Origin of the sequence: Actinoplanes sp. NPDC089786, assembly GCF_040684855.1 — a bacterium.
In the GTDB taxonomy this organism is placed as follows: Bacteria; Actinomycetota; Actinomycetes; order Mycobacteriales; family Micromonosporaceae; genus Actinoplanes.
Map to the genome: position 1 here is coordinate 1,923,977 of NZ_JBFBGU010000001.1, position 23,075 is coordinate 1,947,051.

The 23,075-nt window shown below is 70.5% G+C and carries 21 protein-coding genes; 12 read left to right on the forward strand and 9 right to left on the reverse strand.

Annotation, left to right across the window (positions count from 1 at the left end; all coding sequences use genetic code 11):
• Positions 1–98: 98 nt before the first annotated feature.
• The 3 genes from AB0O15_RS09250 to AB0O15_RS09260 form a co-directional block, all read right to left on the reverse strand.
• Positions 99–1,133 carry a glycine betaine/L-proline ABC transporter ATP-binding protein gene (locus AB0O15_RS09250; protein ID WP_364316124.1) on the reverse strand — a complete coding sequence of 345 codons (1,035 nt, stop codon included), beginning with the start codon at positions 1,131–1,133 and terminating at the stop codon, positions 99–101.
• A gap of 13 nt (positions 1,134–1,146) precedes the next feature.
• Positions 1,147–2,652, reverse strand: a complete 1,506-nt coding sequence (locus AB0O15_RS09255) for a GMC oxidoreductase (RefSeq protein ID WP_364316127.1) — start codon at positions 2,650–2,652, stop codon at positions 1,147–1,149.
• A 120-nt stretch (positions 2,653–2,772) separates the two neighbouring features.
• On the reverse strand, positions 2,773–4,113 hold the full coding sequence (locus tag AB0O15_RS09260; protein ID WP_364316129.1) for a ferredoxin reductase family protein: 1,341 nt from the start codon (positions 4,111–4,113) through the stop codon (positions 2,773–2,775).
• 273 nt (positions 4,114–4,386) lie between these two features.
• On the opposite strand from AB0O15_RS09260, the gene AB0O15_RS09265 reads away from it, so the two are divergent.
• The 6 genes from AB0O15_RS09265 to AB0O15_RS09290 all read left to right on the forward strand — a co-directional run bounded on the left by AB0O15_RS09265 (position 4,387) and on the right by AB0O15_RS09290 (position 9,725).
• Entirely contained in the window at positions 4,387–5,754 is a 1,368-nt protein-coding gene (locus AB0O15_RS09265) for a hypothetical protein (protein WP_364316132.1), read from the forward strand.
• Between the two features lie 64 nt (positions 5,755–5,818).
• The gene (locus AB0O15_RS09270; RefSeq protein WP_364316134.1) at positions 5,819–6,238 is read left to right on the forward strand and encodes a hypothetical protein; all 420 of its coding nucleotides are present in this window, start codon (positions 5,819–5,821) and stop codon (positions 6,236–6,238) included.
• Positions 6,239–6,368: 130 nt separating this feature from the next.
• Complete coding sequence (locus AB0O15_RS09275; RefSeq protein WP_364316136.1) at positions 6,369–6,857, forward strand: YbaK/EbsC family protein; 489 nt, start codon at positions 6,369–6,371, stop codon at positions 6,855–6,857.
• A gap of 242 nt (positions 6,858–7,099) precedes the next feature.
• A complete protein-coding gene (locus AB0O15_RS09280) occupies positions 7,100–8,167 on the forward strand; it encodes a glyceraldehyde 3-phosphate dehydrogenase NAD-binding domain-containing protein (RefSeq protein WP_364316139.1) in 1,068 nt (355 codons plus the stop codon).
• Between the two features lie 10 nt (positions 8,168–8,177).
• Positions 8,178–9,086, forward strand: coding sequence for a serine/threonine dehydratase (locus AB0O15_RS09285; RefSeq protein WP_364316142.1), 909 nt, complete (start codon positions 8,178–8,180; stop codon positions 9,084–9,086).
• Between the two features lie 39 nt (positions 9,087–9,125).
• Entirely contained in the window at positions 9,126–9,725 is a 600-nt protein-coding gene (locus AB0O15_RS09290) for a M15 family metallopeptidase (RefSeq protein ID WP_364316144.1), read from the forward strand.
• 46 nt (positions 9,726–9,771) lie between these two features.
• On the opposite strand, the gene AB0O15_RS09295 is transcribed toward AB0O15_RS09290, so the two are convergent.
• The gene (locus AB0O15_RS09295; protein ID WP_364316147.1) at positions 9,772–10,569 is read right to left on the reverse strand and encodes a methyltransferase domain-containing protein; all 798 of its coding nucleotides are present in this window, start codon (positions 10,567–10,569) and stop codon (positions 9,772–9,774) included.
• 103 nt (positions 10,570–10,672) lie between these two features.
• Between AB0O15_RS09295 and AB0O15_RS09300 the strand changes: the two genes are divergently transcribed.
• Complete coding sequence (locus tag AB0O15_RS09300) at positions 10,673–11,689, forward strand: aspartate-semialdehyde dehydrogenase (RefSeq protein WP_364316150.1); 1,017 nt, start codon at positions 10,673–10,675, stop codon at positions 11,687–11,689.
• 145 nt (positions 11,690–11,834) lie between these two features.
• Here the strand turns inward: AB0O15_RS09300 and AB0O15_RS09305 are convergent, their stop codons facing one another.
• A complete protein-coding gene (locus AB0O15_RS09305; RefSeq protein WP_364316153.1) occupies positions 11,835–14,081 on the reverse strand; it encodes a hypothetical protein in 2,247 nt (748 codons plus the stop codon).
• A gap of 256 nt (positions 14,082–14,337) precedes the next feature.
• On the opposite strand from AB0O15_RS09305, the gene AB0O15_RS09310 reads away from it, so the two are divergent.
• Positions 14,338–15,747, forward strand: coding sequence for an RNB domain-containing ribonuclease (locus AB0O15_RS09310; RefSeq protein ID WP_364316155.1), 1,410 nt, complete (start codon positions 14,338–14,340; stop codon positions 15,745–15,747).
• Positions 15,748–15,754: 7 nt separating this feature from the next.
• Here AB0O15_RS09310 and AB0O15_RS09315 read toward each other — a convergent pair whose 3' ends face one another.
• The 3 genes from AB0O15_RS09315 to AB0O15_RS09325 form a co-directional block, all read right to left on the reverse strand.
• Complete coding sequence (locus tag AB0O15_RS09315) at positions 15,755–16,153, reverse strand: VOC family protein (RefSeq protein WP_364316158.1); 399 nt, start codon at positions 16,151–16,153, stop codon at positions 15,755–15,757.
• Between the two features lie 47 nt (positions 16,154–16,200).
• Positions 16,201–17,034: a 3-methyl-2-oxobutanoate hydroxymethyltransferase gene (gene panB / locus AB0O15_RS09320; protein ID WP_364316160.1), complete on the reverse strand. Its 834-nt coding sequence runs from the start codon at positions 17,032–17,034 to the stop codon at positions 16,201–16,203.
• Between the two features lie 101 nt (positions 17,035–17,135).
• A complete protein-coding gene (locus AB0O15_RS09325) occupies positions 17,136–18,863 on the reverse strand; it encodes an NAD+ synthase (RefSeq protein ID WP_364316162.1) in 1,728 nt (575 codons plus the stop codon).
• 110 nt (positions 18,864–18,973) lie between these two features.
• Between AB0O15_RS09325 and AB0O15_RS09330 the strand changes: the two genes are divergently transcribed.
• The 3 genes from AB0O15_RS09330 to AB0O15_RS09340 all read left to right on the forward strand — a co-directional run bounded on the left by AB0O15_RS09330 (position 18,974) and on the right by AB0O15_RS09340 (position 21,735).
• The gene (locus AB0O15_RS09330) at positions 18,974–20,326 is read left to right on the forward strand and encodes a glutamine synthetase family protein (protein WP_364316164.1); all 1,353 of its coding nucleotides are present in this window, start codon (positions 18,974–18,976) and stop codon (positions 20,324–20,326) included.
• Between the two features lie 154 nt (positions 20,327–20,480).
• Positions 20,481–20,906, forward strand: coding sequence for a DUF350 domain-containing protein (locus tag AB0O15_RS09335; protein WP_364316166.1), 426 nt, complete (start codon positions 20,481–20,483; stop codon positions 20,904–20,906).
• A gap of 130 nt (positions 20,907–21,036) precedes the next feature.
• The gene (locus AB0O15_RS09340) at positions 21,037–21,735 is read left to right on the forward strand and encodes a YafY family protein (RefSeq protein ID WP_364316169.1); all 699 of its coding nucleotides are present in this window, start codon (positions 21,037–21,039) and stop codon (positions 21,733–21,735) included.
• A 57-nt stretch (positions 21,736–21,792) separates the two neighbouring features.
• On the opposite strand, the gene AB0O15_RS09345 is transcribed toward AB0O15_RS09340, so the two are convergent.
• Positions 21,793–22,167, reverse strand: a complete 375-nt coding sequence (locus AB0O15_RS09345) for a VOC family protein (RefSeq protein ID WP_364316172.1) — start codon at positions 22,165–22,167, stop codon at positions 21,793–21,795.
• A gap of 99 nt (positions 22,168–22,266) precedes the next feature.
• Here AB0O15_RS09345 and AB0O15_RS09350 point away from each other — a divergent pair, with 99 nt between their 5' ends.
• Positions 22,267–23,058 carry a type 1 glutamine amidotransferase gene (locus AB0O15_RS09350; RefSeq protein ID WP_364316174.1) on the forward strand — a complete coding sequence of 264 codons (792 nt, stop codon included), beginning with the start codon at positions 22,267–22,269 and terminating at the stop codon, positions 23,056–23,058.
• The last annotated feature ends 17 nt before the right edge of the window (positions 23,059–23,075 follow it).

The window sequence follows — 23,075 nt, forward strand, 5'->3', positions numbered from 1 at the left end:
CAAAATCGCTATGAGGGTACGGCGCAGGGGCCACCGGCGTGCCGGTGCTGACTCTGCCGCCGGGGTGCCTTCGGCAGTGGCTGTGGCGGTAATGCTGGTCACGCGTGCACCTGTGGCCGATGGCCGATCAACGCCGGCACCAACTGGCCCGCGTCCACGACACCGATCCGTGAGTCGCCGTCCACCACCGCGATCGGCCGGGAAGCGCCCAGCACCCGGGACACCGCGTCGCGGATCACCGTGGACGCGGGCAGCGGCTTGTCCTCGGTCTCCTCGCCGTCGGCCACCGGCCGCACGATCCGGCGCAACGTCAGCACGTCGGCCCGTGGCACCTCCCGGACGAAGTCGGCCACGTACTCGTCGGCCGGGTCACCGACCAGATCCTCGGGCGTGCCCACCTGCACCAGGTCGCCGTCGCGCATGACCGCGATCCGGTCGCCCAGGCTCAGCGCCTCGGCCAGGTCGTGGGTGATGAAGACCAGCGTCTTGCCCACCTCGGCGTGCAACCGGCGCACCTCGGTCTGCATGTCCCGGCGGATCAGCGGGTCGAGCGCGCTGAACGGCTCGTCGAACAGCAGCACCGCCGGGTCGGTGGCGAGCGCGCGGGCCAGGCCGACCCGCTGCTGCATGCCGCCGGAGAGCTGGTCCGGGTACTGGTGCTCGTGCCCGGTCAGCCCGACCAGGTCGAGCACCTCGCCGGCCCGCTCGTGCCGCTTCGCCTTGCCGACGCCCTGGATCTCCAGCCCGTACGCCACGTTGTCCACCACCTGCCGGTGCGGCAGCAGGCCGAAATGCTGGAACACCATGGCCACCCGGTGCCGGCGCAGCTCACGCAGCCGCTTCGGGCCCATCGTGCGCACGTTCTCGCCGTCGATCGACACCTCGCCGCTGGTCGGCTCGATCAGCCGGGTCAGGCATCGGACCAGCGTGGACTTGCCGCTGCCGGACAGTCCCATGACGACGAACACCTCGCCCGGCGCCACCTCGAAGCTGACGTCCCGCACGGCGGCGACGCAGCCCGTTCTCGCCCGTAGCTCGGCGCGGGGCAGCCGGCCGAGCTCGGTGCCGGGCACCCGCTCGGGCTTGAGGCCGAAGACCTTCCAGAGGTTCTCGACCTTGATCGTGGGAGTCACTGCTGTCCTCTGGTCACAAGTCCTGGGCAATCAGGTCGGCTGCCCGCTCGCCGATCATCAGCACCGTCACGACCGGGTTCACCGAGGTCATGGTCGGCATCACCGAGGCGTCCGCGATCCGGACGTTGGCGAAGCCGCGCAACCGCAGCCGGGGGTCGACCACGGCCAGGGGATCATCGTCGGCGCCCATCCGGCACGTTCCGGCGGGGTGGTAGACCGTGTGGTGTACGGCCCGTCCGTACGCGGAAAGCTCCTGATCGGTCTGAAGCTCTGGCCCCGGTGCGATCTCGCGGGTGATCCACGACGCGAACGGCTCGGTGGCGGCGACCTCACGGGCGATCCGGAGACCGTCGACGATGGTCTGCTCGTCGTAGCCGTCCGGGTCGGTGAAGTAGCGGAAGTCGAGCGCGGGCTTGGTCGCCGGGTCGGCGTCGACCAGCCACAACCGGCCGCTGCTGCGGGGGCGCGGGATGTTCGGGGTCATGCCGAAGCCGTGCGCCGGAACCTCGTAGCCGAGGCGTTCGGTGTGCACGGTGAACGGGATCTGATAGAGGTGGAACATCAGGTCGGGGCGCGGGTCGGCGGGGTCGCGGCGCACGAAGAGGCCGACGTCGGCGTCCATCGCGGACTCCGGCGGCACCGGGCGGCTGGCCTCCCAGAGGATCAGCGACTCGGGGTGGTCGAGCAGGTGCTCGCCGACGCCGGGCAGGTCGCGGGCCACGTCGATGCCGAGCCGGCGCAGGTCGCCGGCCGGGCCGATGCCGCTGAGGAGCAGCAGGCGCGGGGTGTCGATGGCGCCGGCGCTGAGGACGTACTCCCGGCCCCGGATCGTGCCCTTGTCCGTGCGTACCCCGACGACCTTGTCCTTCTGGGTCTCGAGCTTGGACGCCCAGGTGTCGGTGAGGATGGTCAGATTCGGACGGTCGAGGTGCGGGTGCAGATAGGCCACCGAGGACGACGAGCGGACCCCGGTCTCGGGGTGGTAGCCGACCGGGAAGAAGCCGGTGCCGTCCGGGAAGGGCGCCGCGTTCAGGTCGGCGATCACCGGCACGTCGAGCGCCTTGTGCGCGGCCTCGACGAAGTCCACGGCGAGCGCGTTGCGCTCGGCCACCGGCACGATGTTCACGGCCAGGCGCTGCCAGTAGGGCAGCAGGTCCGGGTACGCCCAGCCGGCCGCCCCCGCGGCCACCCAGTCGGCGAAGTCCTCGGGCGGCGGCAGCAGGCTGATCATCGTGTTGTGCGACGAGCAGCCGCCGAGCACCTTGGCCCGGCTGTGCCTGATGTGCGAGTTGCCGCGCGGCTGCTCGACCGTTCCGTAGTCATAGTCGAACTCGGACTCGAGCAGGTTGATCCAGTTGCGCAGGCGCAGCACCCGGTCGTCGCCCACATCCGACGGTCCACCCTCGATCAGACAGACGGTGACGTGCGGGTCCGCCGAAAGCCGCGAGGCGACCACGGCGCCCGCCGTGCCTCCACCGACGACGACGACGTCGTATTCCTGCGTGTCCAGCGCACCCAACCTTCCGTGATCCGGTGATCACTAAAGAGGGTTCACCCACTGTCGTCAATCGAACACTGAGACTTTTACCTCAGTGCAACAAATGACCTGGGCAGTTCACAGGAACGTCTTGCCGTGTCGTCACCCGGCCAGGCGGAATCGCTCGGCGTGGATCTGGCTCTTGGGGACACCCAGCTCGCTGAGCGATTTCAGGACCGCGACGGTCATCTTCTCGGGTCCACAGATGTAGATGTCCCGTGCGGTGATGTCGGGGACCAGGGACTGGAGGCCGGCCGGGGCGAAGGGGTTGTTGCCCTCGCTCGTGCGGCCGGTGAGCACGTGCATCGTGGCGTCGCGCATCCGGGTCAGCGAGTCCAGCTCGTCGAACAGCACCGCGTGGCCCATGGTCGGCACCCGGTAGAGCACGGTGATCGGGCCGGTCAGCTCCTCCAGCAGGGCCCGGATCGGGGTGACGCCGATGCCGCCGGCGATCAGCACGCTGCCCGGGCGGGTGCGCTGCACGCTGGTCAGGGCGCCGTACGGGCCCTCCAGGAAAGCGCGCGTGCCGACCGGCAGGTCGCGCAGGCCGGCGCTGGTCCTCCCGATCGCCTTGGCCGTCAGGCGCAGCGACTTGCCGTTCGGCGCCGCCGACAGCGACCACGGGTTGACCTGCCACCACGGGTTGTGCCCGGGGAAGCGCCACAGCATGAACTGCCCGGCCCGGGCCGGGAGCCTGTCCAAGTTCCGGCCGGTGACGTGCACCGAGACGACGTCGTCCGACTCGGGCACCACGGCCGCCACCCGGAACTGGTGCCGGGAGTTGCGCCACACCGGGAGGACCACCCGGCCGATGATCAGCCCGGCCAGGGCCAGCGTCCAGAGCAGGAACCAGTACCGCCGCGACCACGACGACGCGGTGAATGTGGTGACCTCGAACAATTGGTGAATGAGCGCGAGCACGATAACCAGATAAAGCAGAAAGTGAATGGCGTGCCACGCTTCGTAGGAAAGGCGCCGCCGGGCATATCGGGCCGACACGATCGCGACCAGACCGATGATCAGGAAGGCCACCATTCCCAGCAGCACCGGGAACGAGCCGGCCAGGCTGATGATCTGCACCGGCGGCGAGTTGCCGTCGAGCTGGGCGAAGCCGAGCACGATGAAGGTGACGTGCGCGAGCAGCGTCCAGAAGAGCGTGAAGCCGACCCAGCGGTGCAGCGTGGTCAGCTGGTCCATACCCAGCCGGCGGTCGAGGAACGGCAGCCGCGAGATCAGCACCAGCTGGAAGATCATCACCAGCGCGACGTGCAGGCCGAAGAACTTCCCCACGGTGATCAGGGTGTTCTTCTCGGGGCCGTCCGAGGTGAAGAACATGTACCAGACGAACAGCAGGTTCACCCCGAGCACCCCGAACAGGACGAGTCGGGCGGCGGTCGCCGGGTGCACAGCGGATCTTGTCGGTGCTTGACTGGTGGCCGTCATCGCAGTCTCCTGTTCCTGGTGTCTCCTGTACTACACGCCGAAGCGGGCAACCGGTTCACTCTGACGTTCAGCCGACGCTGAGGCCCTTGACGCCCGACATCGGCCGAACGGCTGATATAGAGAGTTCGAGCCTAGTCCCATATTTCTTTCTTAATTGCGGCTCAAGACCGGCTCAATTCTTTTCCGGCAATTAGCTTTCTGACCTGCCAACTCCTAGCCTCCATCGAGTCAGCTCAGAAAAATTCTGGGATTTTCGAACCAGAGGTAGCAGTTATGCGTAGGTCCGCCACCCGCCGCGCCGCACCCGATCCGTCCGTCCGCCGCCGCCGTCTGATCGGCGCGGCCGGCGCGCTCGTCGTCTTCGGCGCCATCGCCGGGGTCTCGCAGCTCTCCTTCGCCGACGACGAAGCCGCACAGGTCAAGAACATCCAGATCAACGGCCTGGACGTGCTGACCAACACGTGCGACACGAGCCGGCTCGAGGGCCACGACGGCTTCCAGAAGGGTGACCGCTGCGTCTCCACCGAGTTCGGTGAGGTGCCGGTGGCGGCCAACTCCGCGACCCTGCTGATCACGTCGGCGCCGAAGACGGTGAAGGTCGGCGAGCCGTTCACCCTCAAGGTGAGCACCCGCAACCTGATCCGCGACCGGTTCCTGGGCGCCGCCGCGGGCGGTTACTACATCGAGAGCTCGGTCCTGAAGGACGGCATCGTCCGCGGCCACTTCCACACCGCCTGCCGCGTCCTCGACCGTGAGGACCAGGCCCCCGACGGCGCACCGGCGCCCGCCTTCTTCGTGGCGACCGAGGACCGCAAGGGCGGCAAGACCCCCGACGTGGTCGACATCAACGTCCCCGGCCTGCCCGCGGCCGGCAGCTTCCAGTGCTCCTCCTGGGCCGGCGACGGTTCGCACCGCATCCCGATGATGGAGAACGCCAAGCAGACCCCCGCGTTCGACTCGATCCGCGTCAAGGTCGAGAACGCCGACGACAACGGCGGCGACCAGGGTGGTGACCAGGGTGGCGACCAGGGTGGCGACAACGGTGGCGACCAGGGTGGCGACAACGGTGGCGACCAGGGTGGCGACAACGGTGGCGACCAGGGTGGCGACAACGGGAACGGCGGCGGCGACCAGGGTGGTGACGGCAACCAGGGCGGCGGCGAGGTTCCGCCGGTCACGCCGGGTCAGCCCGAGACCGACTCCGGCACCGTGACCAAGCCCCCGACGAAGCCCGCGGACAAGCCGACCAAGCCGGCCAAGCCCGCGGACAAGCCGACCAAGGACACGGCCAAGCCGGCCGACAACAACGACGACGAGGAAGCCGTCCCGGCCGAGAACCTCACCGGCGGCTCGACCGCCGTGAAGCCCGCCACGGGTGACAAGAAGAAGGACGACAAGGCCAAGGCCGACGCGGCCGTGGCCGGTGGCGACGACGACCAGTCCGGCGACGACCAGTCCGGCGACGACCAGTCGGCCGAGACCCCGGTGGCCGCGGCCGACACCAAGGACGACAGCAGGCTGGCGCTGACCGGCGCCAACACGCTGGCCATCGCCGGTGGCGGCGTGGCGCTGATCCTGGTCGGCTTCGTGATCTTCGGCTTCGCCCGCCGCCGGCGCCCGCAGCGCCACTACTACGGCTGATCGATCAGCGCCGCTACCAGACCGCCGGGTCCCGCTCCAGGGGGCCCGGCGGTTCTCTTGCGGGGTGTTCGTGAACCCGGGCGGGGCGAGCAGCGACCTGGCGCTGGCCGCGCCCCGGTTCCTCAGCCCCGCGCTGCTGGCCGCCGGCCTGGTCACAGCGCTCCGCGAGATCCTGAAGCGCCGTGACCGGGCCGGCGACGTGTACTGCCCGTTCGCGGCCGGCGACCCGGTCCGGAACCTCGAGACCATCGCCGCAAGCAACGGCCAAGCGCCCGCCGGTCGCGACCCCGCTCCCGCAGTCCGTCCACAACGGCAGCCGCTGATCCCGGTCTCCACACAGCACCGGCCGGCGCCCCGCCCGTGGGGCGCCGGCCCTTTTGCTCTGAGCGCGTATAGGCACCACCCGGCTCCCCGCGAATGCGCCCGTCAGGCCGCCCGCGCCCGCGACACGCCGCGACGACACGCCAGCTCTGAGCGCGTATAGGCAACACCTGGCGTTCCTTCGATCTGGGCACAACAACCGCGGACGCCCAGCTCAGCTGGGTGGTGCCCATACGCGCTCAGAGCAAAGGGCGTGAGCGTGTGTGCCTTGGGTTGGCGTTACAGTGATCGACATGTCCGCTGCGCTGGAAGCCGTCGAGAAAGCGGGGCTGGCGCACGAGGTGGTGCGGCACGGGCCGGCCGGGAGTGTGGCCGAGGCGGCGCTCAAGCAGGGCGTCGAGGTCCACGACGTGGTCAAGACGCTGGTGGTGCGCCGTGCCGACGGCGACTTCCTGTTCGTGCTGGTCCCTGGTGGCCGGTCGATCTCGTGGCCCAAGTTGCGCGCCCTGCTCGGCGTGAAGCGGCTGTCGCTGCCGGACGCCGAGACGGCCAAGGCCGCGACCGGCTACGAGCGCGGCACGATCACCCCGTTCGGCGCGACGACGGCCTGGCCGGTGATCGCCGACGAGACGGTTCGCGGGCGGACCATCAATCTCGGCGCCGGCGAGCGGGGTGTCGGCCTCCGGGTGGCGGCCGACGACGCCGTGACACTCCTCGGCGGTGATTTCGCCGACATCTCGGAGCCCGAAGCAGAAATCGCAGAGCCCGAAAAAGATCAGTGACGGGAGCGCTCCCGCAGATGGCTCAACAACGGCCATCTGGGAAACGGGGGTCACTCCTCGGTGGATCGCCGCTGCTCAGGGCCCCGGTCAGCGGTAACGTCCCGGGCACGCGATCGTCGTCGGGACTGTGATGTCGTCCTCTGTCCTGATGCGTTGACGTGCAAGTTGCACACTCATAGTGTCGTTCGGGTGACGTCGGGTTTATGCAACGGATCCGGGCCGGGCGGCCGTGAGGAGTCTCGGTGAGTGTTGCGATCGGCATCAATGGCTTCGGACGTATCGGGCGCTGTCTCACCCGCATCGTCACCGCGCATCCCGACCCCGGGGTGACCATCGCGGCGATCAACGATGTGGCCGCAGCGGATCGTCTCGCCTACGGGCTGCGACGCGACAGCGTGCGCGGGACGTTCCCGGGCACGGTGACCGCGCGAGCCGGCAATCTGGTGGTGAACGATCAGTCGATCCGGGTGTTCAACCAGGCGCAGCCGGAACGCATCCGGTGGGCGGAGGCCGGGGTCGACGTGGTGATCGAGGCGACCGGCCGGTTCCGTTCCGGCGACGTGGCGCGCCGGCACATCACCCACGGCGGCGCCCGCAAGGTGGTGATCAGCGCGTCCGCCGACAACCCCGACGCCTTCCTGGTGGTCGGGGCCAACCAGCGGGCGTACGACCCGGACCAGCACGATGTGGTCTCACCGGCCTCGTGCGGGGTGAACGCGCTGACCATCATGGCCAAGGTGCTGCTCGACCGGTTCGGGCTGCACTCGGTCAGCACCTCGGTGATGCTCGCCCTGCAGGGCTGGCAGAAGGTGCACGACGGGCTGGTCGGCACCTCCCGCAACGATCCGCGGCTGGGCCGGGCGTCCGGCGACAGCATCGTGCCGCACAACTATGTGGTCGGTGACCTGGTGCGCGAGATCCTGCCCGGGATCGGCGACATGATGTTCAGCTACTACTGCGTCCCGACCCCGGTGGGCTCGCTGGCCGAGCTGGCCGGGCGGACCGACGAGCCGGTCACGGTCGAGGAGGTCAACCGGGCGATGGCCGAGGCCGCGGCCGGTCCGCTGCGGGGAATCCTGGGGTACGACCCGGACCCGACCGTCTCGATCGACGTGAAGAACAATCCGGCGTCGTGCCTGCTCGACCCGTCCGGCACCCAGGTCACGCCCGAGGGCGGGGTCCGGGTGCGCGGCTGGTTCGACAACGAGTGGGGCTTCTCCCACCGGCTGCTCGACCTGGCCCGCCTGGTCGGCGACCGGCGGTCCGAGACAACCCTCACGTCCGGCGCCTCCCGCTGGAGCATCGCCTAGGGTCGGTCGGGTGATCACTGTCGAGGATGTGCGCGCGGCCGAGGAGCGGATCCAGGGCCGGGTGCGGCGGACGCCGGTGCTGCAGGCCGGGCCCAAGACCTTCTTCAAGCTGGAGTACGCGCAACACGCCGGCTCGTTCAAGACGCGTGGCATGTTCAACCAGATCCTCGCCGCGGGGCAGACGCCCGCCGCGGGCATCGTGGTCGCCTCCGGTGGCAACGCCGGGCTGGCCGCCGCGTACGCCGCCGGTGAGCTCGGCCTCCCGGCCAGCGTCTTCGTGCCGGAGACCGCGCCGCCGGTGAAGGTGGCGAAGCTCGGCAAGCTGGGCGCCCGGGTGACCCAGATCGGCGCCGAGTACGCCGAGGCGTACGCCGCCGCAGTGGTGCACGCGGAGCAGACCGGCGCCCGGTTCTGCCACGCCTACGACGACCCGGCCATGGTGGCCGGCAACGGCACGCTCGGCCTGGAACTGCTGGACGAGCTGGAGTTCGACACCGTGCTGGTGGCGGTCGGTGGTGGCGGGCTGGCCGCCGGGGTCGCCGCGGCGCTGGCCGGCTCGGGCGCCCGGGTGGTGGCCGTCGAACCGGAGAACTGCCCGACGCTGCGGCGGGCGCTCGACGCAGGCGAGCCGGTCGACGTGCCGGTGTCCGGGGTGGCGGTCGACTCGCTGGGCGCGCGGCGGATCGGGCTCACCCCGTACCAAATCGCGATCTTGACCGGAATGACCTCGCTGCTGGTGGACGACCGGGCGATCGTGGAGGCCCGCCGGCGGCTGTGGGACGACTACCGGATCGTGGTGGAGAACGGCACGGCCGCGGCCTATGCGGCGCTGACCAGTGGGGTGTACAGCCCGGCCCGGGACGAGCGGGTGATGGTGCTGCTGTGCGGCGCCAACACCGACCCGGGTGATCTCGCGTAGCGGCTCAGGCGCGGCCCGGTTGCGCCGAACATTGAGAGCGTGGGAATCGAGGGAGTGACCGGCCGGATCGCCGACATCCAGAGCCGCATCATCGCCATGCAGACCCAGCAGGCGGCGACGGCCACGAAATCCACCTCCGCCACCAAGGCCACATCCGGCTCGGAGTTCGCGTCCTACCTGAATGACGCGGTGGCGACCCAGGACACCGGCGCGGCCAAGAAGAGCTACAAGCTGAACGGCAAGGGCATCCCGGACGATCTGGTCAAGTACGGCAACGGCAAGATCCCGCCGAACGCGCTGGGCCAGGTCGGCAACACCGGTCACAAGATGTGGGCGCCCGCCGCCGAGTCGCTGAACACGATGATCGCCGCCGCCAAGAAGGACGGCGTGACCATCGGCATCACCGACTCCTACCGCTCGTACTCCGAGCAGGTCGACGTGGCCAAGCGCAAGGGGCTCTACTCGCAGGGCGGACTGGCCGCCAAGCCGGGCACCAGCGAGCACGGCTGGGGAATGGCGGCCGACCTCGACCTGAACGCCAAGGCGCTGTCCTGGATGCGCAAGCACGGCAACGAGTACGGCTTCGACGAGAACACGCCCCGCGAGTCGTGGCATTGGGCCTACAAGCCCAACGGCTGAGGTGTTGCCTATAGGTGCGCAGAGCTGCTCTGCGCACCTATAGGCATCACCCGGTCGCGAGCAGCTCGCCGTGCAGGATCGACAGCCAGCCGTCGGGGTTCTCCGCCCACGCCGTCCAGGCCGCGGCGATCTCTTGAAGATCTGCCTCGGTGGCCGCGCCGGTCGAGACCGCCTTGCGGGCGATGTCGGAGTTGGTGATGCGCTCGGCCCACATCCCGCCCCACCACGCGCGGTCCTCCGGCGTCGCGAAGCACCACGTGCTGGACGTCGCTTTCACGTCGGTGAAGCCGGCGGCATGCGCCCAGCTGAGCAGCTTGCGCCCGGCCTCCGGTTCGCCGCCGTTGGTTGTCGCCACGCTCCGGTAGAGCGCCAGCCACTCGTCCAGGCCCGGTGACTCGGGGAACCAGGTGAACGCGGCGTAGTCGCTGTCGCGTACCGCCACCAGACCGCCCGGGCGCACCACCCGGCGCATCTCGCGCAGCGCGGCCACCGGGTCGGCGACGTGCTGCAGCACCTGGTGCGCGTGCACGACGTCGAAGCTGTCGTCCGGGAAGTCGAGCGCGTGCACGTCGCCGACCGCCAGGTCGACGGTCGTCAGGCCCTGCTTCTCGATCTCGGCGCGGGTGATCGCGAGGGCGTCGGCGGAGATCTCCAGGGCCGTCACCCGGCCGGGTGCGACGCGCCGGGCGAGGTCGGCGGTGATCGTTCCCGGGCCGGCGCCGATGTCGAGCAGCGCGACTCCGGAAGTCAGCCGGGGCAGGAGGTACGCCGCCGAATTCTCTGCGGTACGCCAGCGATGCGACCGCAGAACCGACTCGTGGTGGCCGTGCGTGTACGTCGTCATGCCACCGACGCTAGCCCCGTCGTCCTCGAATGTGGGACAAGAATCCCGCGATATGGTATCGCCTTCTTCCCGGGGGCGAGGTCAGGCCGTACCTTTGGTGCCCATGAGGATCGGCATTGTGGGCGCGACGGGACAGGTCGGCGGCGTCATGCGCCGCATCCTGGCCGAGCGCCGGTTTCCCGTGGACCAGCTTCGTCTCTTCGCCTCCGGACGGTCGGCGGGCCGCACCCTGCCCTGGGCCGACGGCGAGGTGACGGTGGAGGACGCGGCGGTCGCCGACTACCGCGGCCTCGACCTCGTGCTCTTCTCCGCGGGCAAGGGCAGCTCCAAGGAGTACGCGCCACGCGTGGCCGAGGCCGGCGCGGTGGTCGTGGACAACTCGTCGGCGTGGCGGATGGACCCCGACGTACCCCTGGTCGTGGCCGAGGTGAACCCCGAAGCCGCGCACCACCGCCCGAAGGGCATCATCGCCAACCCGAACTGCACGACCATGGCCGCGATGCCGGTCCTGCGCCCGCTGCACGACGAGGCCGGGCTGATCGCGATGGTGGCGACCACCTACCAGGCGGTGTCCGGGGCCGGGCTGGCCGGCGTGGCCGAGCTCGACGAGCAGGTGCGGAAGGTCGCCGACCGGGCCACCGAGCTCGCCCACGACGGCTCGGCGGTCGAGTTCCCCCCGCCGCGCAACTTCGCCCGGCCGATCGCGTTCAACGTGCTGCCGCTGGCCGGCTCGCTCGTCGACGACGGAAGCGACGAGACCGACGAGGAGCAGAAGCTGCGCAACGAGAGCCGGAAGATCCTCGGGATCCCGTCGCTGCTGGTGTCCGGCACGTGCGTCCGGGTGCCGGTCTTCACCGGGCACTCGCTCCAGGTGAACGCGTGCTTCGCCCGGCCGCTGACACCCGAGCGGGCCCGGTCCTTGCTCGCCGCCGCTCCCGGGGTCGAACTGTCCGACATTCCGACGCCGCTCCAGGCGGCCGGGAAGGACCCGACCTTTGTGGGACGGATCCGGGTGGACGAGACCGTGGAGAACGGGCTCGCCTTCTTCCTCTCCAACGACAACCTGCGCAAGGGCGCCGCGCTCAACGCCGTGCAGATCGCTGAGCTGCTGGTCTCCTGACCGCCGGCCTTCCAGGACCCGCTCGGACCACGTCCGGGCGGGTCTTGTCGTCTGATCGGGGGGTCTTTCGCTCATTCCAATGTGGAAATTCTGGACTTTTTACCCGAATCGGTAGCGCATGGTCGGTTTGAGGTGCACAGTGATTTCATGAACGACAGTGGGCTTGGCGGGGGCGAGTACTTCTGGTGCCTCCGACACAAGCGGGTCGAGGCCGGGGATGACGTGTGTCCCAACAAGTACCGGCTCGGTCCCTACACCTCCGCCGACGACGCCACGCGGGCACTCGACACGGTCGAGAAGCGCAACGCGGCGTGGGACGCCGAGGACGCTCGCTGGACAGGGGAGAAAGGCTAAACCGGCGCCGACTTCCTGTGTCCAAGCCGGATTCTCGCAGTCTCCATGCGGAGACGATCCCGCAGTCATTCGCTAGGAGGAACATCCCCATGGCCGCTGCCAAGAAGGCGACGACCCGAACGGCCGGCGCCGCGAGCACCGCCGCATCCCGCACCGCCGCAGCCCGGTCCACCGCAGGCCGGTCTTCGGCTGCTCGTCCCGCCGCTTCGCGGTCCGCCGCTTCCGGGGGCGCCGCTTCTGGGGCTGCCGCTTCTGGGGCCGCGGCTTCTCGGCCGGGCGCTTCGAAGGCGGGGGCGGTTAAGAAGGCTGCTACGGCTGCTAAGTCGGCTGCCGCTGCGGCTGGCGCCACGGCTAAGAAGGCTGCTGCTAAGGCGACGGCGGCTAAGAAGGCTGGTGCTGCTGCTAAGCCGGTTGCCAAGCGGGCGTCGGGTGCTGAGCCTGCTGCCACGCGCACTTCGGCGGGTTCTTCCGCTCGGTCGGCCGCGTCGAAGACGGCCGCTACTCGCACCGCCGCTACTAAGACGGCTGCCTCCAAGGCGACTGCCTCTAAGTCGGCTGCGTCCAAGGCTGCTGCTCCTAAGACGGCTGCCTCCAAGGCTGCTGCTTCTAAGACCGCTGCTTCCAAGACGGCCGCGACCAAGACCGCCGCGCAGAAGGCCGCCGCGACGAAGACGGCTGTTGCGAAGGCGACCAAGACCGCGATCGCCAAGACCGCCGCGACCAAGACCACGGCGGCCGAGACGACGGCGGGCCGGACCACGGCGGGCAAGGCGACGACCGCTCGGAAGGCGGCCGCGAAGCCGTCCGCGACCGGAACCGCGCGGAAGGCGGCGGCAAGCCGTCCCACGACGCCGCGTTCGGCCGCCGCCGGCGCGACTCGCAAGGCGACGACCCCGCGCAGCTCGGCCAAGCGGGTCAACGCCGCGTCGTCGGCCACCCCGGCGGCGACGGTCCAGTCACCGGCCACGGACGAGCCCACCGTCAAGCGGGTAAGCGCGGCGTCGAGGGGTTCGAGGGCGACGACGGTCCGGGCCACGACGGCGAAGCCCGCCGCCAAGCGCACGTCCGCCGCCACCAGCACGGCCGCCAAGAAGACCACGACCGCCAAGGCCACGACCGCCAAGGCCGCGACCGCCAAGGCCACGACCGCCAGTAAGACGGCGGCCAAGTCGTCCACCGCAAGCCCGGCCCCGGCGAAGAAGGCGGCAACGAAGTCAGCCACCTCCCGCCCGGCTGCGGCGAGGACGGCAACGAAGTCGGCTGCATCGCGTCCGGCCGCGGCGAAGAAGACAGCAACGAAGTCGGCCGCGGCCCGTCCGGCTGCGGTGAAGAAGACCGCGGCCAAGGCCACCGCGGCGAAGAAGGCCGCGGCCAACAAGGCGCCGGCGAACAAGGCGACGAGCACCCGCCCGGCGGCGGCCAAGTCGACGAAGGCGCGTTCGACGGCGGCGGCTAAGTCGACCACGGCGCGTTCCACGGCAGCGGCTAAGTCGACCACTTCGCGTTCGACCGCGGCGGCCAAGTCGACCACGGCGCGCTCGACGACGGCGACCAAGAAGACCGCGGCTAAGAAGACTGCGGCCAATAAGGCCGCGGCCAAGAAGGCGCCGGCCAAGAAGGCGACCAGCACCGGGCCGGCCACCGCCAAGAAGACGGCGACCAAGGCGACGGCCGCGAAGAAGACGGCCGCCAAGTCGACCACCGCCCGGCCGGCGGCCGCGAAGAAGACCGCGACCAAGGCCACCGCCGCCAAGAAGGCCCCGGCCAACAAGGCGCCGACCAGCAAGGCGACCGCGGCGAAGACAGCGACCGCCTCCAAGAAGGCCACCGCCGGCACCGCCCGCAAGGCCACCGCCACCAAGTCGGCCGCGGCCAAGAAGGCCTCGTCCGGCAACGCCGCCCGCAGCTCGACCGCCGCCAAGTCCGGTAACGCCCGGACCGCCAACACGGTCAAGACCTCGGCGACCAACGCGTCCCGGGTCAAGGCGCCGAAGTCGGCCGCCGCTTCGCGGACGGCCTCGGCCGGCAACGCGCGCATGGGCCGCACCCGCGTCCCCGCCCGCACGGCCTGACACTCAGCACCTCTGGACAGGGCTGCGCCTCTTTCGGCGTGGCCCTGTCCTTTTTGCGTACTTTGCGCGTGCCCGCCGCCACCCCCACCCCGGCACTGGGTGGGCGAAGAACGTAGCGCGGGCGGAGGGGCGGGAGGCGGTTGTCCACAGGCGGAACGTTGTGCGGTGTTGTGAGGCTGGTCGCGGCGGGCGCGTCGGCACTCGGCCTGGTAGGAAGGACCCGTGCCGACGAAACGGGTGGTTGCGCCGCAGATCGACTTCTCTGTGCTGCGGCGGGAGTTGAAGCTGCCCGAGGCGTTCCCTGAGGCGGCTCTTCACGAGGCCGAGAGCGCCGCGCGCCAGGAGCCCGAGGGTGTCGATCTGACCGCGGTGCCGTTCGTGACGATCGACCCGGCCACCTCGCGCGACCTCGATCAGGCGATGTGCCTGGAGCGCAACGGGCGCGGCTACCGGGTGCGTTACGCCATTGCTGACGTCGCGTCCTACGTGCGGCCGGGTGGTCCGCTCGAGGCCGAGTCCTGGGTGCGCGGGCAGACCGTCTATCTGCCGGACGGCAAGGTGCCGCTGCATCCGCCGGTGCTCAGTGAGAACTCGGTCAGCCTGCTGCCCGATGTGGTGCGCGCGGCCGTCGTGTGGGACATCGAGGTGGACGCCGACGGGACGATCACGCGGGTGGGGCTGCGGCGGGCGAGGGTTCGGAGCCGGGCCAAGCTCGACTATGTGGGGGTCCAGGCCGAGGTCGACAAGGGTACGGCCGGTGAGTCGTACGCGTTGCTGCCGGAACTGGGCGGCCTGCTGGCGAAGAGGGCCGCCGCGCGGGGGGCGGTGAACCTGCCGCTCCCGGAGCAGGAGATCGAGCCCGAGGGGGACGGGTGGCGGCTGGTGCTCCGGGCGCCACTGGCGGTGGAGGAGCACAACGCGCAGATCTCGCTGCTCACCGGCATGGCGGCCGCCGATCTGATGCTCGGCGGCGGGGTCGGGTTGCTGCGGACCATGCCGGCGCCGCGGGCCGATGCGGTGGAGCGGTTGCGGGCGGCGGCGCGGTCGCTGGGGGTGGCCTGGCCGGACGGCGCGGATGTGGGCGCGGTGGTGGCGACCGTCGACCCGGGTGAGCCTCGTGGCGCGGCGTTCCTCGATCAGGCGGCCGAGTTGTTGCGCGGGGCGGCGTATACGGCGTTCGACGGGACGCCGCCCGAGCTGACCGATCACGGCGGGGTCGGTGCGCCGTACGCGCATGTGACGGCGCCGTTGCGGCGGCTGGCCGACCGGTACGCGACGGAGGCCTGCCTGGCCCTGCACGACGGGCGGGAGGTTCCGGGGTGGGTGCGGGAGGCGCTTCCCAAGTTGCCGAAGGTGATGGCGGACACCGACCGGGTGGCGTCGGCCGCGGGGCGCGGGGCGATCGCGCTGGCCGAGGCGGTGCTGTTGAGCGGGCGGGTCGGTGAGACGTTCGAGGCGGGTGTGCTCGATGTCGACGATCGGCCCAAGCGCGGGCCGGGCGGCACGGTGGCCATCGACGACCCGGCGGTGGTCGCGCGGTGCGCGGGAGAGCTGCCGCTGGGCGAGCGGGTCCGGGTCCGGCTGACGACCGCCGACCCGGCCAAGCGGGTGGTCGAGTTCACCCGGGACTGACGACCGGTCAGGATGGTTCGTGGGTGACCGCCCACAGGTGGCCGTCGGGGTCGGTGAAGTAGCCCAGGTAGCCGCCCCGATCGGAGCGTTCGCCCGCCTTGACCAGGGCCGCGCCGGCCTGCACGGCGGCGCGCAGGGCCTCGTCGACCGCGCCGGCCGAGTCGACGTTGATGGTGAGCAGCACGCCGCGGAAGTCGGTGGACGTGCGTGGGGTGATGCCGGCGTGCGTACTGATGTCGTCGGTCTTGACCAGCGACAACCGGCCACCTTCGGTCTGCAGGTAGCTGACGATGGCGGGCACCGAGTCGGGGGAGAGACGCCAGCCGAGCGTCTCGTAGAACTCGGTGGCCCGGGCGACGTCGGTGACGCCCAGGGTGGCCAGGCTGACTCGCGGCGGAACGGACATGGCCCGAATTGTGCCACTCGTGATCTTGCCGCGAGTCAGCGCGGAGGCTACTCGAAGGTGTGTTCGGCCGCCGGGAACTCGCCGCCGCGGACCTCGTCGGCGAAGGCCCTGGTGGCGTCGCCGAGGACGCCGGCGAGGTCGGCGTAACGCTTCACGAAGCGCGGGGCCTTGCCCGTACGCAGACCCGCCATGTCCTGCCAGACCAGAACCTGCGCGTCGGTGTCGGGGCCGGCGCCGATGCCGATCGTCGGAATCTCGAGTTCTTTGGTGACCGTCTTGGCGACCTCGCCCGGCACCATCTCGAGCACCACGGCGAACGCTCCGGCCTCGGCCACCGCGTGCGCGTCGGCCAGCACGTCGGCGCCGTCCCGCTCGCGGCCCTGGACGCGGTAGCCGCCGATCTGGTGCTCGCTCTGGGGCGTGAAGCCGATGTGGGCCATCACCGGGATACCGGCCGTGGTGATCGCCTCGATCTGGCGGGCCATCCGGCGGCCGCCCTCGAGCTTGACCGCGTGACAGCCGCCCTCCTTCATGAAGCGGACGGCAGTGCGCAGCGCCTGCGTCGGGCCTTCCTCGTACGAGCCGAAGGGCAGGTCGCCGACGACCAGGGCGGTGCTGGTGGCGCGGACCACCGCGCGTACCAGCGGAAGGAGGTCTTCGACGGTCACCGGGACCGTCGTCTCGTAGCCGAAGACGTTGTTGGCCGCCGAGTCGCCGACCAGCAGGACCGGGATGCCGGCCTGGTCGAAGATCGAGGCGGTGTACTGGTCGTAGGACGTGAGCATCGGCCACCGGTCGCCGCGGGTCTTCGCGTTGATCAGGTCGCGGGTGCGGACGCGACGGGTGGGCGGGCCGCCGTACAGGGTGGGCACGTCAGACATCGGACTCTCCTTCCCTCGAGGCCGCGCTCGTGCGGTCCCCGGGTACCGGATTCGATCGTCGCACCGGACCCCGTCCTGCGGTCAGGGGTCAGTGCAATCTCTCACACACCCTCGCGAAACCGGTTCGTAATGGGCAGGCGGCGGTCGCGGCCGAACGCCTTGATCGAGATCTTGGTGCCGGGGGCGGACTGACGGCGCTTGTACTCGGCCAGGTCGACCATGCGCAGCGTGCGGTCGACGATCGCGGGGTCGTGGCCGGCCTCGATGAGCTGGTCGCGGCCCTGGTCACCGTCGATGTAGGCGAGCAGGATCGGGTCGAGCACCGAGTAGTCGGGCAGCGAGTCGGTGTCCACCTGTCCGGGCCGCAGCTCGGCGCTGGGCGCCTTGGTGATCGAGCTCTCCGGGATCGGCGGCTCCGCGCCGCGCCGGGCGGCGTCCGCGTTGCGCCACCGGGCCAGCTTCCAGACCATGGTCTTGGGCACGTCCTTGAGCGGGTTGAAGCCGCCGACCGAGTCGCCGTACAGCGTGGAGTAGCCGACCGCCAGCTCACTCTTGTTGCCGGTGGTGAGGACGAGGTGGCCCTCCTGGTTCGACAGCGCCATCAGGATGACCCCGCGGACCCGGGCCTGGAGGTTCTCCACGGCCAGGCCGGAGAGCGACATGTTGGCCAGGAACGCGTCGACCATCGGCTGGATCGGCTCGATGCGGTAGTCGAGGCCGGTGCGCTTGGCCAGGTCGGCGGCGTCGTCCTTGGAGTGGCCGGAGGAGTGCCCGCTCGGCATCGAGACGGCGGTCACCCGGTCGGCGCCGAGCGCGTCCACCGCGATCGCCGCGACCACGGCCGAGTCGATGCCGCCGGAGAGGCCGAACACGACCGAGCGGAAGCCGTTCTTCTCGACGTAGTCGTGCAGGCCCATGGTGAGCGCGGACCAGATCTCGGCCTCGTCGGTGACCCGTTCCGCGACGCCGCCGACCGCCGGGCCGTCGTTCAACGGGCGAGGTTCGATGGGTACGTCGACCCGGTGCACCGCCATGCCGTCGTCGGTGGCCGGCTGCTCACCCGGGTCATCCGCGCCGACCGGGAGCCCGAGGTCGTGGATCAGGAGCTCCTCGGTGAACTGCCCGGCGCGGGTCAGCAGCTCGCCGCCGGCCGTGACGATCATCGAGTCGCCGTCGAAGACCAGCTCGTCCTGGCCGCCGATCAGGTTCACGTAGGCCACGGTGGCGTTGGCCTCGGCGGCGCGGCGGCGGACCAGCGGCAGGCGGACGTCGTCCTTGTTCAGCTCGTACGGGGAGGCGTTGATGTTGACCACCAGGCCGACGCCGGCCCGCCGGGCCGCGGCGAACGGGCCCCCGGCCTGCCACAGGTCCTCACAGACGCTGAGCCCGACGTCCACGCCGCCGAAGCGCACCACGGTCAGCGTGTCGCCGGGCTCGAAGTAGCGGTCCTCGTCGAAGACGCCGTAGTTGGGCAGGTGGTGCTTGTAGTAGGTGGCGGTGACCACCCCGCCGATCAGCAGCGCGGCCGCGTCCCGGCGGCCCTTGCCGTCGTCGTCCACGAAGCCGACCAGCACGGCCAGGTCGCCGAGCCCGTCGGTCGCGAGGTCGGCCGCGAGCTGGACCAGGCCGCGCTGGGACGCGCTGACCACCGAGTCGCGGAACACCAGGTCTTCGATCGGGTAGCCGGTCAGCATCATCTCCGGGAAGGCGACCAGTTGGGCGCCGGCGTCCGCGGCGGCCCGGGACCACCGGCGTACTGACGCGGCGTTGCCGGGCAGGTCACCGACGGTGGAATTCACCTGGGCCAGGGCGATCCGGAGGGTAGGCATGCATTCATTCTTCCCCACCCAATGCCTCGGACCACCTGGTGGTCAGCGTAATCTCCATGAAACGGGGCCCGGCCAGACTGACGGCCGCTGCAAGACACAAAGGGGTGGACGTGGACCGACAGCAGGAGTTCGTGCTTCGTACGCTCGAGGAGCGCGACATCCGTTTTGTCCGGCTTTGGTTCACCGACGTGCTGGGCACCCTGAAAAGCGTGTCGGTGGCCCCCGCCGAGCTGGAGTCGGCCTTCGAGGAGGGCATGGGCATCGACGGCTCGGCCATCGAGGGCTTCGCCCGGGTGTACGAGTCGGACATGGTCGCCATGCCCGACCCGACCACGTTCCAGGTCTTCCCGTTCGAGGGCGGCGCCAACGGCGAGAGCGCCCGGATGTTCTGCGACATCCTGCTGCCCGACGGCAACGCGGCCTGGGCCGACCCGCGCCACGTGCTGCGCCGGGCGCTGGCCCGGGCGGCCGAGAAGGGCTTCACCTTCTACACCCACCCCGAGGTCGAGTTCTTCCTGGTCGAAGACGGTCCGGTCGACGGCAGCGTGCCGGTGCCGGTGGACACCGGGGGCTACTTCGACCACACCACCCACTCGGTGGCCCGCGACTTCCGCCGCCAGGCCGTGCTCGCGCTCGAACGGATCGGCATCTCGGTCGAGTTCAGCCACCACGAGGTCGCGCCCGGCCAGCAGGAGATCGATCTGCGGTACGCGGACGCGCTCACCACCGCCGACAACATCATGACCTTCCGGCACGTGGTCAAGGAGGTGGCGCTGTCGCAGGGCGTACGGGCCACCTTCATGCCGAAGCCGTACACCGACCAGCCCGGCAGCGGCATGCACACGCACGTGTCGCTGTTCGAAGGCGAGCGCAACGCGTTCCATGACGGCGACGACCCGCAGAAGCTGTCCAAGACGGCGCGGGCGTTCATCGCCGGCCTGCTGGTCCACGCGCGGGAATACACCGCGGTCACCAACCAGTGGGTCAACTCGTACAAGCGGCTGTTCCCGCTGCAACTGCCCGACCGGATCACCGAGTCGCCGGCCTTCGTCAGCTGGGGCCACCTCAACCGGTCGGCCCTGGTCCGCGTGCCGGCCTTCGGCAAGGCCAACTCGGCCCGGGTCGAGGTCCGCTCGCTCGACTCGGCGACCAACCCCTACCTCGCCTTCGCGGTGCTGCTGGGCGCCGGCCTCAAGGGCATCGAAGAGGGGTACGAGCTTCCGCCCGGCGCCGAGGACGACGTCTGGTCGCTGTCGCCGGCCGAGCGCAAGGCGATGGGCTACGACGCGCTGCCCGAGAACCTGTCCGAGGCGATCGACGTGATGGAGAAGTCGGAACTGGTCGCCGAGATCCTCGGCGAGCACGTCTTCGACTTCTTCCTGCGGAACAAACGGGCCGAATGGGAGCAGTTCCGCCGCGAGGTCACGCCGTACGAGCGGGCTCGGTACCTCGGCGCGCTGTAAGCCTGGTTCCAGATTCGTTCGCGAGGCGTCACCTCGCGAGGCGTCACCTCGCGAGGTGAATCTGAAACTTGGCTGTTTTCGGCCCTTGGTGGATCACCTGTTCGCGCAGGTCCGGTAGGTTGCCTGTCGAATCGGAAACGCGAGGGGGAAAGTCGTGCTGGAAGATCTGCTCAACGGCGCCGGGCGCAGTGTCGTCTTCGGACTCATCGGGGTCGGCCTCATGGCGGTCGGTTTCGTCATGGTCGACCTGCTCACGCCGGGCAAACTTCGAGACCTGATCTGGCGGGACAAGAACCCGAACGCCGCCCTGCTGCTCGCGGCCAACCAGCTCGGCATCGCGGTCATCGTGTTCACCGCGGTCTTCACCAGCTACGACAGCTTCGGCCAGGGTGTCGCGTCGACGCTGATCTTCGGCATCATCGGCATCGCGATCATGGGCTTCGGGTTCCTGGTCCTCGACTGGCTGACCCCGGGCAAGCTGGGCGACGTGATCTGCACGCCGGAGCGGCACCCGGGCGCCACGGTCAGCGCGGCCTCCCACTTCGGCGCGGCCCTGATCGTCGCCGCCTGCATCGCCTGAACGCTCCCAGCCAGTGGTAGCGCATCGCCTGAGCGCTCGAAGCCAGTGGTAGCCAGGAGCGGCATCCGCCCGGCGGATGCCGCTCCGGCCTACCACTTTCTTGTCGTACCTCGGCCGTAGGGTCCCGGGCATGAACCGAACCGATCGGCTGTACGGGATCGTCGAGGAGCTGCGCGCGGTCGCGCCGCGGCCGCGCAGCGCCCGCTGGCTGGCCGCGCGCTTCGAGGTCAGCGTCCGCACGATCGAGCGCGACATCAGCGCGCTGCAACAGACCGGCTCGGCGATCTACGCCGAGCCCGGCCGCACCGGTGGCTACTGCCTCGACAAGGCGGCCACGCTGCCGCCGGTCAACCTGACGCCGGCCGAGGCGGTGGCGATGGCCCTCGCGCTCCACCGGCTGCGGGGCACGCCGTTCGACGGCGACGCCGGCACGGCGCTGCGCAAGCTGGTCGCGGCCATGCAGACCGACGACGCGTCGGCCGCTCAGGCCCTGGCCGCCCGGGTCCACCTGATCGACGGCCTGGCCCCGGCCGCGCCGATGCCGCGGCTGATCACCGACGCGCTGTCGGCCGGCCGGGTGCTGCGCCTCTGCTACGGCGACCGGGACGGCGCCATGACCGAGCGCGAGGTCGAGCCGCTGGGCTACGTCGGCGGCGCCGACCACTGGTACCTGATGGGCTGGTGCCGCCTCCGCGACGGCGTCCGGGCCTTCCGCACCGACCGGATCCTCCGGGTGACCGCCACCGCCGAGGTCCCCGCCCCGCGTGTGCTGGGCGAGGACGACCTCGACATCCCGCGCCACCGCGTCGAACACCTGATCCTGGTCTAGTTGCGTATAGGTGCGCAGAGCTGCTCTGCGCACCTATACGCAACTACGCGACGGTGGTCAGCCGGCCGGCGGGGTGAAGAAGCCGAAGCGGTTGCCGTCCGGGTCGAGCACGTGGGCCCAGGTCAGCCCGCTCGGGGTGGTCGTCAGCGGCACGACGACCTTGCCGCCGGCCTCCTCGACCTGCCGCAGGGTGGCCGCGGTGTCGGCCACGACCAGCATGAAGACGGCGTAGCCGGGCTCACCGGTCAGGCCGTCGATGCCACCCGACGGCGGCTCGCCCGGCCCGGTCGTGACCATGCGGTACGACTTGCCGTCCGGCGAGGTCGAGTCGTCGTCCCCGAAGCTCCAGCCGAAGACGTCGCCGTAGAAGCGCTCGCTCGCCGCCCGGTCGTTCGTGCCGACCTGGAACCAGGCGTTGCCGTTGATACCCATTCGTTCCTCCTTGGAAGTTCCGCTCGGGATCACTGTCCGGCGGCGGAGCGACAACCCCCTGTCGGTGATTCCGGCCGGTTCGCGGGATAGCCTCAGGGCGTGGGCACCGCGCTTGTCATCGAGAACGATCCGTCCGATCCGCTCGCCCGGCTGGGTGAGTGGCTGACCGAGGCCGAGCTGCCGCTGACCGTCCTGCGGCCACATGCCGGTGACGCGCTGCCCGAGACGCTCGACGACTTCACCGCGCTGGTGGTGCTGGGCGGCGATCAAGACGCGTTCGCGGCCGCCGACGGCACCCCGGGCGCGCCGTGGTTCCCGGCGCTCGAGGGGCTGCTGCGGAAGGCGGTGCGTCATCGCGTACCCACGCTGGGGGTCTGTCTCGGTGGTCAGCTCCTCGCCGCGGCGCACGGTGGGCTGGTCGAGCGGTCGACGTCGGGGCCCGAGATCGGGCCGGGGCTGATCGGCAAGCGCGACGCCGCCGACACCGACCCGCTGTTCAAGTTCGTCCCGCTGCTGCCCGACGTGTTCCAGTGGCACCGCGACGAGATCACCGAGCTGCCGCTCCACGCGACCCTGCTGGCGGCGTCGACGCGCTGTCCGAACCAGGCGTTCCGGATCGGCGACCGGGCCTGGGGGCTCCAGTTCCACATCGAGTGCGACCTCGACATGATCGCGCGGTGGGCCGGGGAAGACGCGGCCACGCTGGCCGAGATCGGGTACGACCCGGACGCCGTCGTGGCGGCCTGCGCCGACGCGCTCGCCGACGTGGAAGAGGTCTGGCAGCCGTTCGCCGCCCGGTTCGCCTCGCTGGCGCTGGGCACCCTGCCGGACGCCGACGTCCCCCCGAGCCCGGGCCCGGGCGGTCGCACGCTTCCTCTCCTGGGGCACTGATGACTCTCCGGGGCCAC

Bases quoted from the DNA above. Each gene is read 5' to 3' on its own strand.
- AB0O15_RS09265 (WP_364316132.1), top strand. From the start codon at position 4,387: ATGCGTAGGTCCGCCACCCGCCGCGCCGCACCCGATCCGTCCGTCCGC.
- AB0O15_RS09345 (WP_364316172.1), bottom strand. From the start codon at position 22,167: ATGGGTATCAACGGCAACGCCTGGTTCCAGGTCGGCACGAACGACCGG.
- AB0O15_RS09275 (WP_364316136.1), top strand. From the start codon at position 6,369: ATGTCCGCTGCGCTGGAAGCCGTCGAGAAAGCGGGGCTGGCGCACGAG.
- AB0O15_RS09305 (WP_364316153.1), bottom strand. From the start codon at position 14,081: ATGCGCGCGTTGCCGGCCGAGGCCGTCCGCGAAGCGGCGGCCGACTTC.
- AB0O15_RS09300 (WP_364316150.1), top strand. From the start codon at position 10,673: ATGAGGATCGGCATTGTGGGCGCGACGGGACAGGTCGGCGGCGTCATG.
- AB0O15_RS09325 (WP_364316162.1), bottom strand. From the start codon at position 18,863: ATGCCTACCCTCCGGATCGCCCTGGCCCAGGTGAATTCCACCGTCGGT.
- AB0O15_RS09340 (WP_364316169.1), top strand. From the start codon at position 21,037: ATGAACCGAACCGATCGGCTGTACGGGATCGTCGAGGAGCTGCGCGCG.
- AB0O15_RS09315 (WP_364316158.1), bottom strand. From the start codon at position 16,153: ATGTCCGTTCCGCCGCGAGTCAGCCTGGCCACCCTGGGCGTCACCGAC.
- AB0O15_RS09295 (WP_364316147.1), bottom strand. From the start codon at position 10,569: ATGACGACGTACACGCACGGCCACCACGAGTCGGTTCTGCGGTCGCAT.
- AB0O15_RS09260 (WP_364316129.1), bottom strand. From the start codon at position 4,113: ATGACGGCCACCAGTCAAGCACCGACAAGATCCGCTGTGCACCCGGCG.
- panB (WP_364316160.1), bottom strand. From the start codon at position 17,034: ATGTCTGACGTGCCCACCCTGTACGGCGGCCCGCCCACCCGTCGCGTC.